At 44.4% G+C, this 12979-nt stretch carries 12 protein-coding genes; 9 read left to right on the top strand and 3 right to left on the bottom strand.

Annotated elements, in window-relative coordinates:
* Positions 1-159 precede the first annotated feature (159 nt).
* Genes H5300_RS15060 through thiM form a run of 3 tightly spaced genes read left to right on the top strand, consistent with a single transcriptional unit; the run spans position 160 to position 2620 of the window.
* The gene (locus H5300_RS15060; protein WP_121602353.1) at positions 160-1116 is read left to right on the top strand and encodes an ABC transporter substrate-binding protein; all 957 of its coding nucleotides are present in this window, start codon (positions 160-162) and stop codon (positions 1114-1116) included.
* Between the two features lie 8 nt (positions 1117-1124).
* Positions 1125-1805, top strand: coding sequence for a thiaminase II (gene tenA / locus H5300_RS15055; RefSeq protein ID WP_102537490.1), 681 nt, complete (start codon positions 1125-1127; stop codon positions 1803-1805).
* A gap of 29 nt (positions 1806-1834) precedes the next feature.
* On the top strand, positions 1835-2620 hold the full coding sequence (thiM, locus tag H5300_RS15050; protein ID WP_182796323.1) for a hydroxyethylthiazole kinase: 786 nt from the start codon (positions 1835-1837) through the stop codon (positions 2618-2620).
* A gap of 132 nt (positions 2621-2752) precedes the next feature.
* Here the strand turns inward: thiM and H5300_RS15045 are convergent, their stop codons facing one another.
* Complete coding sequence (locus H5300_RS15045) at positions 2753-4696, bottom strand: methyl-accepting chemotaxis protein (protein WP_065676194.1); 1944 nt, start codon at positions 4694-4696, stop codon at positions 2753-2755.
* 262 nt (positions 4697-4958) lie between these two features.
* Here H5300_RS15045 and thiE point away from each other — a divergent pair, with 262 nt between their 5' ends.
* On the top strand, positions 4959-5576 hold the full coding sequence (gene thiE, locus H5300_RS15040; protein ID WP_102572811.1) for a thiamine phosphate synthase: 618 nt from the start codon (positions 4959-4961) through the stop codon (positions 5574-5576).
* 116 nt (positions 5577-5692) lie between these two features.
* Here the strand turns inward: thiE and H5300_RS15035 are convergent, their stop codons facing one another.
* Together H5300_RS15035 and H5300_RS15030 are read right to left on the bottom strand one after the other, a co-directional pair.
* Entirely contained in the window at positions 5693-6037 is a 345-nt protein-coding gene (locus H5300_RS15035; RefSeq protein WP_102488759.1) for a thiamine-phosphate diphosphorylase, read from the bottom strand.
* A 444-nt stretch (positions 6038-6481) separates the two neighbouring features.
* Positions 6482-7384 carry a LysR family transcriptional regulator gene (locus H5300_RS15030; protein ID WP_182796322.1) on the bottom strand — a complete coding sequence of 301 codons (903 nt, stop codon included), beginning with the start codon at positions 7382-7384 and terminating at the stop codon, positions 6482-6484.
* Between the two features lie 138 nt (positions 7385-7522).
* On the opposite strand from H5300_RS15030, the gene H5300_RS15025 reads away from it, so the two are divergent.
* The 5 genes from H5300_RS15025 to H5300_RS15005 all read left to right on the top strand — a co-directional run bounded on the left by H5300_RS15025 (position 7523) and on the right by H5300_RS15005 (position 12961).
* Positions 7523-7951 carry a PACE efflux transporter gene (locus H5300_RS15025; RefSeq protein WP_061021940.1) on the top strand — a complete coding sequence of 143 codons (429 nt, stop codon included), beginning with the start codon at positions 7523-7525 and terminating at the stop codon, positions 7949-7951.
* Positions 7952-8130: 179 nt separating this feature from the next.
* Positions 8131-9111 carry an AraC family transcriptional regulator gene (locus H5300_RS15020; protein WP_182796324.1) on the top strand — a complete coding sequence of 327 codons (981 nt, stop codon included), beginning with the start codon at positions 8131-8133 and terminating at the stop codon, positions 9109-9111.
* Positions 9112-9468: 357 nt separating this feature from the next.
* On the top strand, positions 9469-10845 hold the full coding sequence (locus H5300_RS15015; protein ID WP_004731623.1) for an amidohydrolase family protein: 1377 nt from the start codon (positions 9469-9471) through the stop codon (positions 10843-10845).
* A gap of 86 nt (positions 10846-10931) precedes the next feature.
* Positions 10932-11597, top strand: coding sequence for a DUF3299 domain-containing protein (locus H5300_RS15010; RefSeq protein ID WP_054542561.1), 666 nt, complete (start codon positions 10932-10934; stop codon positions 11595-11597).
* Positions 11598-11761: 164 nt separating this feature from the next.
* Entirely contained in the window at positions 11762-12961 is a 1200-nt protein-coding gene (locus tag H5300_RS15005) for a carbohydrate porin (protein ID WP_019350640.1), read from the top strand.
* The last annotated feature ends 18 nt before the right edge of the window (positions 12962-12979 follow it).

Below are 12979 nucleotides of genomic sequence, written 5' to 3'. Positions count from 1 at the left end.
CGAGTAGAATCGTGCATCTGCTCGAGTTGCAGCTTTTGTTGAGGAGTCAGTGTAATTTTCATGGGTCTTAGCATGATCCTGATTTTATCGAAAATCAAGCACCTTCATTGATCACGGGTATATAAACACAATAATAATATTCAAAAGGAAAGGTTAACCGTGAAAAATACAAAATTGATAGGTGCAGTGGCACTGCTTGCTTCGTTAGTTTCAGGTCATGCTCTAGCGGACTCTGAACAAAAGAAACTGACATTGATGTTGGATTGGTTTGTAAACCCGAACCACGGCCCGATTGTGATTGCTCAAGAGCGTGGTTACTTTGCTGACCAAGGCTTAGAGGTTGAAATCCAAGAACCAGCAGACCCAAGCACGCCAGCGAAACTTGTCGCAGCAGGTAAGGTTGATTTAGCGGTAACTTACCAACCAAGTTTAACCATGGATGTGGCAGCGGGTCTTCCTTTAGTTCGTGCATCAACCCTTATCGCGACGCCACTGAACACGCTAATGGTATTGGATAACGGCAAGAACGATTCGCTAGCGGATCTGAAGGGTAAGAAGATCGGTATTGCGATTGCAGGAAACGAAGAAGCGACCATCGGCACCATGCTAGCTCAAGAAAATGTTGCGTTTTCAGACGTACAAACCATCAATGTTGGTTGGGCACTGTCGTCTTCATTAGCATCGGGCAAGGTAGATGCAATCTGGGGTGGCTTACGTAATTTCGAAACTAACCAGCTAGCCCTTGAAGGCTTTAAAGCGAAGGCATTCTTCCCAGAAGAGCACGGTGTTCCTGCTTACGATGAGCTTATCTTTGTGGCGAACGCAAAGCAGCACGACGATGAAGCGATCAAAGCGTTTAACAAAGCATTGGAACAAGCAACAACTTACATTGTGAACCACCCACAAGAGTCATGGGGCGAGTTTGTTGCGTACTCACCAGATACGTTGAATAACGAGCTTAACCAACGCGCATGGAATGACACGCTGACTCGTTTTGCACTTCGCCCTTCAGCGGTTGATCTAAAACGTTACGACGATTACGCACAGTTCATGTTCGACAAAGGCATTATCAAATCACTACCAAAAGCCGCTGACTACGTACCGACTTTTGACTAAGGAATCTCATGAAATACCAAGACTTAATCCAAGCCTGTCAACAAGATTGGCAAGACTACACAGAGCATGATTTTGTTAAAACGCTAGCAAACGGCACGCTCGCTCAACCATGTTTTCTGCACTATCTGAAGCAAGATTTTCTGTTTCTAAAACAGTATGCCCGCGCTTATGCGTTGGCGATTTACAAGGCAAAAACACTGGCGGATATGCGTCGTGCACTGCCAAGTGTTCATGCTTTATTAGATTCTGAAATATCTCACCACGTGACTTACTGTAGTCAGTGGGGTTTAACTGAATCTGATTTGGAAAACGAGCCCGAGGATTTCGGTACAGTCGCTTACACGCGCTACGTTCTGGATGCGGGTATGACGGGGGATCTTGTCGATCTTTATGCGGCACTGGCTCCGTGTTCCATTGGTTACGCTGTGATTGGTAAAGCACTTTTAGAAAGCAGCGATACCGTATTAGAAGGCAACCCATACGCAAGTTGGCTGCAACTGTATGGCAGTGAAGAGTTCCAGTCTGGCGTGGCTACGGGCGCGGAATACTTCAACCAGCTGCTTTCTGAAATTGATATCAACAGCGAGCGCGGTCAAAACATCGTTCATATCTTTAAAACCGCAACGCGTATGGAAGTGGCTTTTTGGCAGCAAGGGCTGAACGCTCTTGATGACTCATCAGCAGTTTAAAGTGACTTCTAACGAATAAGGATCTATCCATGCTAACTGAACAAATTATTCAATCACTGCGCGATGTGCGAGCGCAAAAGCCATTGGTTGTAAACATCACCAATTACGTCGTGATGAACAACACGGCCAATGCGTTATTGGCGATTGGCGCTTCGCCTATCATGGCGCACTCGCAGCAAGAACTGGCTGAGATGATGTCTTTCTCTGGCGCGCTTGTGATTAACATTGGCACGTTAGACAGTGTTTGGACGCCAAGAATGCGCTTTGCTGTTGAACAAGCGAATGCCAACAGCAAGGTTGTGGTTCTTGACCCTGTGGGCTGTGGCGCAAGTACGCTGCGTACCGAGACTTCTCGTGAAATTGCCCGTTTAGCGGATAAATTGATCATTCGTGGCAACGCGTCGGAGATCATTGCGCTAGCGGGTGAGCAAGCGCAGAGCAAAGGCGTTGATGCGCTAGATAGCAGTGATGCAGCATTAGGCGCAGCGCAATGCTTAGTCGCTGAATACGGTGCGAATGTGGTGATTTCTGGTGAGACGGATTACGTTGTCACTAAAGACAGCGTTGTTACGTTAAACAATGGTCATCCAATGATGCCGTATGTGACCGGCATGGGTTGTACTCTTACTGCATTAACGGGAGCTTTCGCGGCTGTTGGAGATGAAAGTGGTTTAGCGGCAGCGGCGGTATTAGGTGTGGTTGGTGAAATCGCCGCTGAGAACTCACGCGGCCCGGGTAGCTTGCAGATGAACTTACTTGATGAGCTGTATCAATTGGATGAAGAGACGTTGATTCAACGTTTGAAGGTTCAGTAGATTCAATCTAGATCTGCATTCGTAGATTATTAAAAAGCCCTCAGCATATATGTATTGAGGGCTTTTCTATTGGTGCTTCAAAACCGTATTAACTCGTCGTTGTGTTAGCTATCTCGTTATATGAGCAATTGGTTAGGTTCTAAATCGATTTACTTGGCTCTCTAGATGATGAGCAACCTCAGTCAAGTCGCTCGCTGCACCTGAAATGCTGCTGACCGATTCTTGGTTGCTTTGCGCGATGGTGTTTGCACCTTGTGCATTCTCACCCAATGATTTGGTCAGACAATCTTGCTCGTCGACAGATACTGCGATCTGGCTGTTGGCTTGATTCAAATCTTGGATGTGTTGGTTAATCACATGTAAGTTCTGAGAGGCTTGTTGTGCCTGAGTTGAAGCATCGGAAACCGTGCTGTGGCTCTCTTTGATCGACTCTAACGCATCTTTAGCGCCACGTTGCAGTGAGGTGATGAGTTCATCAATCTGGCTTGCAGAATCTTGAGTACGCTTAGCTAAGGTTCTTACTTCATCGGCCACTACCGCAAACCCACGACCTTGTTCACCCGCACGAGCGGCTTCAATGGCAGCGTTCAATGCCAATAGGTTGGTTTGCTCAGAAACGCCTTTGATTACTTCAAGAATGGCACCAATATTCATCGACTCTTTGTGGAGGTCAGTCACTTTTTGGCTGCTGACCTGCATGCTTTCATCGGCGCTGCCAATCTCATGCAGTGTTTTGTCTACTTCTTTGAGTCCCATCGCGACATTCTCGGTTGCTTGGTTAGCAACTTGAGACGCGTGGTTAGCACTTGCCGCAATTTCTGATGTGCTTGAAGCCAATTGATCAACGGCAGAAGAGATATTGATCATTTCACTGTTCAATTGTGTTGCATTGGTCGAGCTGTTGTTTGTCACTTGATTAAGCGACTCCGACATCTCACCAATACGCACGCTAGAGCGGTTCACTTGGCCAACAATATCGCGCAGAGATTCAATGGTGATCTCCATATTAGTCAGCAGTTCACCAATCTCATTTTTGCTCTCAATGTTCACTTCCACATTCAGGTTGCCCTGAGAAAGCTCATTGGTGATCTGTTTAACTTGTGCGATGCCTTTGGTGATAGAGCGAGTCACCAAAACGGCGCTCGTCATGCCAATAACTAAAGCGACACCCGTTAGCAAGATGATGATTTGAACTGAACGTTTTTCACTGGCTTGCAGTACTGGCGTGAGTGCTTGTTTCTGCTGCTCGAGAATACTTTGAGCATCCGCTACCGCGATAGCTAAGCTGTCACCAATAGAGGCAAGGCTAGCGGTTCTTTGAGTGTTCTCAAGCATCTGTTGATGAACTTGCTCAAAGCCTTTTGCATACGCTTCACGTTGGTTTGAGAAGTCTTCAATCAGCTCACTTTGATAAGGCGATGATTTGAGAGATTCAATATCGCCTTCAATACCTGGCAACGCGTATTCAAAGATATCTTTACCCGCTTCATAGGTTTTTAGGTCGTTGTTGTTTGAGTAACTCAGTACAGTGATCTTGGCTGCGAGGAAATTCTCCATCAACATGCCCGCGTATAAGCTCGCGTTTGGATCATTGTTATTGTAAGACTCATACAACAAGCTCTGAGCAGCTTTCAGTGCGTTGGTTTCTCGTTGGACCATCTCAACGTTGACCAGTTGGTCAATGAGAAGCTCACTCTGTTTCATTGACCCATAAGCCACATCAAACGCCGCCACACTGTCTTGCACTAATTGCAGGCTAGCTAGGCTATCGGTTTTGGTGGTGGATTGGATTAAGTTGTTGAGCAGTTCATCAATCGCAAGTTTGCTTGATTGATAATTCGTTTCGTACTGTTCATCCAATGACTCTAAGTAACGTTCAGAAGCTAAACGCATCTGAAGAAAGTGCACTTGAATGTTGCTTGATAATGTCGCTTTTTGGCTGAGCTCACTGTATTGGCTAAAGCCGTTCGACAAGGTTTGGATACCTTTGTAACTCACAAAGCCTGAAATGACGAAAAAGAGCAAGCAGATGGCATAACCCAGCTTGATCTTGAGCGCTATAGAAAGGTGGCGCATAACTATCCCTATATTTACCTGATTCCTTCACAGCGGAGTATTTCATAAAACAGCGTTCTGGGCATGCTTGAAGTGAATACTTTGTGTAATAAGTAACGCTTTAGTTAAAAAGTTCAGGTTTTTCGGCATGCTTTCAACGAGTTGCGTATTTGATGGTGCGTGTGTAATTGCGCTAATTTAGTATTAACTTCCATGCACATGATGTGATTTGTCGGTAAAATAGTACAACGCCAATTTTAGACATCGACTCCAAAGGTACGATATGAACCCTTATAAGCTCTATTTAGTAACGGATGACCAGCAAGATTTAGAAACGCTTAAGTTTGTGGTTGAACAAGCGGTCGCGGGTGGCGTCACTATGGTTCAAGTAAGAGAGAAACATGGGGATGTAAGAGCCTTCATTGAACGAGCACAAGCCGTAAAGTCGATTTTGGTTGGCTCAGGTGTTCCGCTGATCATCAATGACCGAGTGGACGTTGCATTGGCTGTCGACGCCGATGGTTTGCACTTAGGGCAATCGGATATGCCTGCAGAGTTAGCCCGTCAGTTGATTGGTCCGGATAAGATTCTTGGGTTATCGATTGAAACTGAACAACAGCTACAAGAAGCCGATAGCTTGCCGATCGATTACATTGGCCTCAGTGCGCTTTTTGCCACACCGACCAAGACGAATCTAAAGAAACATTGGGGTTATGAAGGCATTCAAATGGCGTTGGAAACAACGAAGTTGCCGATTGTGGGTATCGGTGGAATCAACGAGTCGAACATTCCGACGTTGGTTAAGACAGGCATTCATGGGTTGGCTTTGGTGTCAGCGATATGCCACGCTGAAAGCCCAAAACAAGCGACGCAGGATCTGTTGTCTCTGATGGGAGAGTGAAGGGGTTATAGACTAGAAAACAAATGAGGTTAACCATTTGTTTTCTAGTTAAAGAACAGGCTAAATTGGCCTATCGCTTGAGCTTTTAAGACAATTTATTTAATACACAGTTTGGTTTACTGAGCGCATAAAGCAACAGTACCGATGATCATAATAACGATCGCGGCATACCAACCGTATTGTGCGGTCTTATCAGCAACAAACACCTTAATATAGTTGAGCTCTTCATGTGCCATTGCGATGAAGTCCGTGTAGTTAATCGATAACTCACGGCTTGCTTCTTTCAAGTCTTGCTGAAGTTTGTTGAAAGCCTCATCGATGAAGCCTTTTGTTTCTGAAACAGACGGAGTAGAAACCAAAGTTAAGCTATTCCAAACTGCCATACGCGATTCATACTCGCTTTCACTGACACAATTAAGTACGCGTAAATCATACTCTCGTTTGTTACGCTCTTTGCCCATTTTCTCAGGGCAAATATTTCTTAAAACGTTCACGACAAATTTTCCAAAAGGTTCATTTAGATATAAAAAAGCACTCGAAGAGGGCTCATAAACTGGGTGCGAATCAATATTCAAAAGTGATCTATTTGAAGCTTTCACAAGTGGTTGCAGGGCAGGGGCACTTATGTGGGAGATTTGAAGTTGGGTCAGTGGTGTTAAAGAGCGATTTGGGTTTGTCGATATCAGTTTGATAAGACAAACCCTTTGGGATCGCATACTAGTTATGTCACTTTGGGATATCAACTAGGGTGTTTTATCCACACGACAAAGAAAATTATCGGCACGAAAAGCGGAAATGAGGTAGCGGTGGTGAGTTCCACACCGATGTTGAATCTCTGAATTGACGATTTTTTCAAAAATGGAATGGCTTTAAAAAAATAGATGTGCTTTCAAAAATACAGGAGACTAGTTGGCTTGCCATTGATTGTATTGCAGTGAGTGTCCCTTAAGTTGCTCAATCAAGCTGGTCAGCACTGGCCCATTAATGTGGCTGCGAGACACCAAGCAACCCACTGGAGTAATCCAACCACCATGCTCGTGAGCCACTGGCAGTGCTACAAGTTCGCCTTTTTGAATGCCTTCCATCACCATCATTTCAGGCACATTTGCCCAGCCAACGTTCTGTTCAACGAGATCGATGATCGTTTTGTGGTTGTTGGCATACCAAAGCATCGAGCTAATACCGTAGGTGAACCACAGTTCGCGCTGCTTTGAACTGCGATGCACACATTGGCGGTAACGCTTTAGGTCTGAGTCTTGTACTACCGACATTTGGCTGAGTTCGTGGGTGGCGGAGCTAACCGTAAGAAAGCGGGCTTGGCCCAGTAAGAAGAAGTCCATATCCACTTTAAGTTCACCATCCGCATAGATGATGCCAATCTGCGCTTCGCCACGTCTCACCAGGTCTTCAACATCGAAGGTTGAGGTCGTAATAATATCGAAGTGTGTGATTGGGAACTGATCGGCCAGTGAGCTGATTATCTTAATGAAATTCTTATCTATGATGCTTTCATCAACCGCAATGATCAGTTCGTGCTCATCTTCTTGTGTGAGCGATTCTACTTTTTGGTCGAAGTACTTTTGTTGGTCGAGAATCGACTTAGCGACAGGTAATAACGCTTTACCTGTGTTGGTCAAAACGGGGATGTTTTTCTCTCGGTTAAACAGCTCTTGGTCGATGGCTATTTCGAGATTCGCTATCGATTGGCTGACTCCAGACTGAGCGCGTTTCAGTTTGCGAGCGGCGGCAGAGAAAGAGCCACTTTCACACACGGTGACGAAGACTTTTAATTGCTCAAAACTGTACATGTTACCTCTCGCTCAATACCAAATGGGATAATAACTCCTAGGCTATCACTATTTGTGATGGCTGTTAACTTTCTCTTATTATTTCAGGTGACATAATCTCGACCAATCCAACACGTAATAGATTATTTAGAGGAATGTATGAGTACGTTAGAAAGATTGTTCCACTCTGTGTTATTTGAAGTACTGGCCGTAACACTATCAATTATAGGCTTAGCGATATTTACTGATCATGATGTGAATGCCTTATCAGGAACCATGATAGTTGTTGCGACCATCGCGATGATTTGGAACTACTGTTTCAACCGCATTTTTGATCGCTACTTCACGGGTGAAAAATCAAAGCGTTCGCTCAAGTTACGTGTTTTTCATGTCGTGCTATTTGAGGCAGGCTTGCTGGTGGCGACGATCCCAGTGATGGCTTACTTACTTGATGTGGGGATTTGGCAGGCATTTTTAATGGATATCGGCGTGACCATTTTTATTACCATTTACGCGTTTGTGTTTAATCTGATTTACGATCATATACGAGCATTCTGGGTACGCAGAGCGGACTTAGCCGTTCAGTAATCTACCAAGTCAGTAAATACTAGTTTGGCTACTAACCGTTTGTTTATCCGTTATTTTGACGGAGGTACCCGGTTAGTAGGTCTAGGTAACTGGGCGTTTGTTCTGCTATCTTAAATAAGGTGATAATTTGAGTTCGTGAAAGAACAGATTAAGAGGAAAGGATGCCGAATATCCCTCAAATGACGGTTGTAGATAAGAAAGAAGTCGAATTGTTCGCGGAACTGTTCAAACATATTGATGGTGAAATCTATACCTTGTTACGCAGTGCCCAAATCCCTAATGATATTCTCACCAGTAATGACCATTACGATTATCTTCCTGAGACCACGGTTAAGAATGTGGTCAAGATTATGGGGGAATCTGCGTCGAGAGCAGAGTTTTCGCTTTTTATGTGGAGCTTTTGTAAGCAAACCTATGTACCAAGGTTTGTGGCTAAGCTAAGCCAGCAGGATTCATTGAAAAGCGCGCTAGACCAATTTGGTGAGCAGCTGAAGCTCGTATCCAATGGTGCGAATGTCTATACCAAGCAATCCGGAGGCAAGTGGTGGTTGGTTCGCGAGAAGCCGTTTACTAACGCACCGTGGTTTAAGTTCGCTGAACTGTTCTCTGTTATTTTCATCAACGAGCTACTTTCAGTATTAACACAAGGTCGTTGGAAGCCGTCTGAGGTCGGAATTCAAAATGGCGATCTCGAATGTTTTCAATCTCTACCACAAATGGGCAGTGCTCAGTTTTATACGCATAGACCCGTTACTGCCTTTGAAATTCCAGAAGAGATCATGCTTGCGCCGATTGTTTTACCCAAAGTCGCTCAAGCATCAGATCTCACTAAGCCTTTACCTAGCTCATTCTTGAGCGCTTTTAAGCTTGTTATAAAACCTTATCTCACGATGGGGAAACTGCCAATTAGCTTAGCTTCTGAGATTCTAAATATTCATGTCAGAACGATCCAGCGTCGGTTGGAAAGTGAAGGGGTGGTCTACAAAACCTTGATTGAAGAGATGGTTCTTGAGCAGGTTTTAGAATTGCTTAAGCAGTCGGATCTATCGATCACACAAGTAGGCGCGAAAATGGGCTATTCCGATTCTTCCCACTTTACCCGAGCCTTCAAACGACAGATGAACATGACGCCAAGACAGTACCGAAAAGAGTACAGCTAACGTCGGTAAGCAACAGTACAAAGCTATCAGTAAGAGCTCCGGCAATAACAGTTCCGCAGCGAAACTCTAGCCAATAAGTAATAACTCCAGCCATTAAGCAGAAACCGGTGCTTGAACGCATAATTATTTATTGTCACCAAATGGCCATTTGTGAACCTTGAACACTGGCAGTATCACTACTAAGTTATTGAATGTGGATGAGTTGTTTTCACCTCGATTTTCTCTCGGAATTTTGATTAGATTTTTGTGATTATCGCGGCTAATAAAAACACCTTTGAAACCTCATAACACTCATTAGTAGTTACGGAATCGTTATGGGAAGTGGACTCCACTCATAAACGGAATCAAGGTGTATAAATGAAAAATGCAGGCTTAAAACTCTCTGTTGTTGCTCTTTCGTGTTCATTTGCTCTTTCTGCAAATGCCGCTTCAACGCTATTTACTAACGTCGATGTATTCAATGGTACTGAAAACAAATTGTACGAAGACCATCATGTATTAGTCGAAGATAATCTTATCAAACAAATCTCTGCGAGCCCGATAGAGGCTGGTGACGCTGTAGTGATTGACGGCGAAGGCAAAACGTTAATGCCGGGTCTGATCGATGGCCATGCTCACGTCATGATTAACTATAATTTTGGTGACATCGAAACTAATAAAGACCTCACTGACATTTCAATTCATGCGACTCAAGTGGCTAAGCGCTACTTAGATGATGGTTTTACCACTGTTCGTGATATGGGTGGTCCAGCCTTTGGTCTAACTCGTGAAATTGAGGCGGGTAACGTTGTCGGCCCTCGAATTTATCCTTCTGGTGCATTTATCTCTCAAACATCGGGGCATGGTGATTTCCGAGATAGAAGTGATCCCGGTTTTACACCGAATTCTGTAGGTGACATTTCCAACTTCGAACGAATGGGTATTGGTGCGGTTGCCGATGGCGTACCAGAAGTGTTGAAAGCGACACGATTGAACCTACGAAATGGCGCGACTCAAATCAAGATCATGGCTGGTGGCGGTGGTTCATCTCGATTTGACCCAATAGATACGACTCAATACTCGGTTGATGAGACATGTGCGATTGTTGAAGCCGCTAAAGATTGGAATACCTATGTCGCGGCACACACTTTTAACGATCGATCGGTAAATCGATTATTGGATTGTGGCGTTAAAAGCTTTGAACATGGGTTCTTTATTAATGATGAAACGATGAAGAGAATTGCCAAAGAAGGCGGATATGTTGTTCCACAGATGTGGGGACTATCACCAGATCTAGCAAAGAATCCACTTATGCCAGCTGAGAAATTGCCAATGGTCGCCCAACTTCAAGAAGAATACGGTGATTACGGTAAACGATTGTTAGAAAACAATGTGAAGGTCGTTTTCGCCTCTGACTATGTAGGAGCAGATTCCGATGCAGAGCGAGCTCGTCGTTACGAAATTTACTGGCGCACACAAGCTTTCGGCAGCAACTTTGAAGTATTGAAACAAATGACTTCAACGGCTGGTGAGATGTTGGCGATGTCAGGCCCTAGAGGCACCACCCAAGGGAAATTAGGCGTTATTGAAAATGGAGCGGTTGCAGATATCTTATTGATTGATGGTAACCCATTGGAAGACATGGCAGTGATAGGCGCGACTCCGGAATGGTTTGACGCTGATCCTGAATACAAGACCATCGACACTATCAAATTGGTAATGAAAGATGGCGTTGTATACCGCAACGAAATGTAATTTCCGATTCGATTTTTAATCATTTGGTAGGGGAGCTTTTCCTCTACCTACTTCCTTTTTGTTGTGTTTGGTTGGAGTAGATTTTGATGGTTGATTTAAAATCAATATGCTCATTTTTGATGTTCTGTTGTTTGTCATTTTCATCATTGGCTAGTGAAATAAAAGTGACGTACTGGGATGAGTTAGTTCCGAATATGGAGTTAATGGAGGATCCATTTCAAAAGTTAGATAGAAATCAGATGTTTGACATGGCGACTATTGCTCGCTTTAAAGAGGCTCAGTCTAAAGACGGTTTTGTGGCAAGTGACGAAGCAACGCAAGAAATCGTTGAAGTGACAGAGAGGTTGAGAAAACAAAACGTCGATGTTGAAGCGTTATTTGTAGCTCGTGAACAGATTATGAAGCAACGCGAAGCGTTGGGTTCGAAACCCAATACTGAAGTGGTAGGTAGTAAACATCGTATCCCTGGTTACATCACGCCGATTGAAATGGATGGAACTAAGGTGACCAAGTTTTTCTTAGTACCTTCTGCTGGAGCCTGTATCCACACTCCACCACCTCCAGCGAATCAACTGGTGCTGATAGACTACCCGCAAGGCATTGAATTAGTGAGTTTAATGACGCCGGTTTGGGTTGAAGGGCAGTTAACAGGGCACCAATCGAAAGAAAATGTGAATTACTCTGACGGCGCAGCCAACGTGCAGTCGGTCTATGCTATGAAAGCGGACGGTATAGAACAGTATCAACCCTAGCTAGCGCATCTAGTTGAATATAATCTATTGTTGGAAGTATCTAAATCACTCAGTGTCATCAAATGACAATTTTCAATGTGAGTAATGAATAGAATAAAACTAACTTAAAAAGCACTGGTGACATGATGAACTCAAGATTCTCTAAAATAAGTATGGCTATTGTGATGGCGGCTAGCCCAATGAGCGGCGTTGTTTACGGCGCTAACTTTGAAGGCCCAGATTCTGTTGAAAATACAATTGCAGAGCAGAAAGCACAAAAGAAATCTTGGAGGGAGTCATTAGCTGAAGATGGTTTTACATTTGGTGCAGATTACTTTGCTTTGGGGCTGACCTCTGGGGATGGGGTTGGCGGCGATAGCGTTGATGCATCGTCGGGTGTGGCACGATTATACGGTTCATGGCATCTATTGGGAAAGGGCACACAGAACTCAGGTAGCCTGGTTTGGAAGGTGGAACATAGGCATGCTTATGGTGATACTGCGCCAAAAGACTATTCATTCGGCCCTCTTGGTTATGTCGGTGCAATTGGTCCTGCATACAGTGACCAAGGGTTCCGTGTTACGGACTTAAATTGGAAGCAAAAAATCAACGATGGCAAAGGCACTATTGTTGTTGGTTGGCAGGATGTAACGAACTATGCGGATGTTTACGCTCTAGCAAGCCCGTGGTCTGGTTTTACTAACTTGGCATTCTCGACAGGCTCTGGTGCGATGGGCTTACCTGATGACGGTGTATTGGCGCTTTCTGCTGGTCATATGTTGGGCGAGAATTTTTATGTGGTCGGTGGTATCGCGGATGCAAATGGTCAGTCAGATGATATTTTTGATGGCTTTGATAGCGCTTTTGGCAGCGATGCCTCTTACTTTACCACTCTGGAGTTAGGCTGGACGGCTTCGCAAGAGCAGATTTACACCGATAACTTCCATGTGACTTTCTGGGATTTTGGTGACGATACGCGCCACAGTAATAGCCTTGCTGCGGAAGGTGGCTCGGGCGTTAACTTCTCATGGAGTCAGTTCATGACTGATCAAGTTATGCCGTTTGTGCGAGGTGGTTTCTCAGAAGGGGATGTTGCCCTTTACGATAAATCGATTTCTGTTGGTATGGGTTACTTTGGATTAGGAAAACCAACCAACAATTTAGGCGTGGCACTTAATTGGGCAGAAGTGAATGGTGATTCTTTTGCAGCTGATGCGAAAGCAATAAGTGGTAATACAGAGCAATGGACGGCTGAAATTTACTACAACATGCAACTCAACGATTTCATCCAAGTGACACCTGATATTCAATACATTAAAGATCCTGCGTTCTCCAATGAAAGTAGCGCTTGGGTGTTTGGTGTTAGAGCGAGAGTCTTTATCTAACTTCTCTGTTTGTTAATC

Source organism: Vibrio sp. SG41-7 (genome assembly GCF_014164465.1).
Lineage (GTDB): Bacteria > Pseudomonadota > Gammaproteobacteria > Enterobacterales > Vibrionaceae > Vibrio > Vibrio splendidus.
This window is presented reverse-complemented; position numbering and strand designations above follow the sequence as displayed.

Bases quoted from the DNA above. Each gene is read 5' to 3' on its own strand.
- tenA (WP_102537490.1), top strand. From the start codon at position 1,125: ATGAAATACCAAGACTTAATCCAAGCCTGTCAACAAGATTGGCAAGAC.
- thiM (WP_182796323.1), top strand. From the start codon at position 1,835: ATGCTAACTGAACAAATTATTCAATCACTGCGCGATGTGCGAGCGCAA.
- H5300_RS15045 (WP_065676194.1), bottom strand. From the start codon at position 4,696: ATGCGCCACCTTTCTATAGCGCTCAAGATCAAGCTGGGTTATGCCATC.
- thiE (WP_102572811.1), top strand. From the start codon at position 4,959: ATGAACCCTTATAAGCTCTATTTAGTAACGGATGACCAGCAAGATTTA.
- H5300_RS15035 (WP_102488759.1), bottom strand. From the start codon at position 6,037: ATGGGCAAAGAGCGTAACAAACGAGAGTATGATTTACGCGTACTTAAT.
- H5300_RS15030 (WP_182796322.1), bottom strand. From the start codon at position 7,384: ATGTACAGTTTTGAGCAATTAAAAGTCTTCGTCACCGTGTGTGAAAGT.
- H5300_RS15025 (WP_061021940.1), top strand. From the start codon at position 7,523: ATGAGTACGTTAGAAAGATTGTTCCACTCTGTGTTATTTGAAGTACTG.
- H5300_RS15020 (WP_182796324.1), top strand. From the start codon at position 8,131: ATGACGGTTGTAGATAAGAAAGAAGTCGAATTGTTCGCGGAACTGTTC.
- H5300_RS15015 (WP_004731623.1), top strand. From the start codon at position 9,469: ATGAAAAATGCAGGCTTAAAACTCTCTGTTGTTGCTCTTTCGTGTTCA.
- H5300_RS15010 (WP_054542561.1), top strand. From the start codon at position 10,932: ATGGTTGATTTAAAATCAATATGCTCATTTTTGATGTTCTGTTGTTTG.
- H5300_RS15005 (WP_019350640.1), top strand. From the start codon at position 11,762: ATGGCGGCTAGCCCAATGAGCGGCGTTGTTTACGGCGCTAACTTTGAA.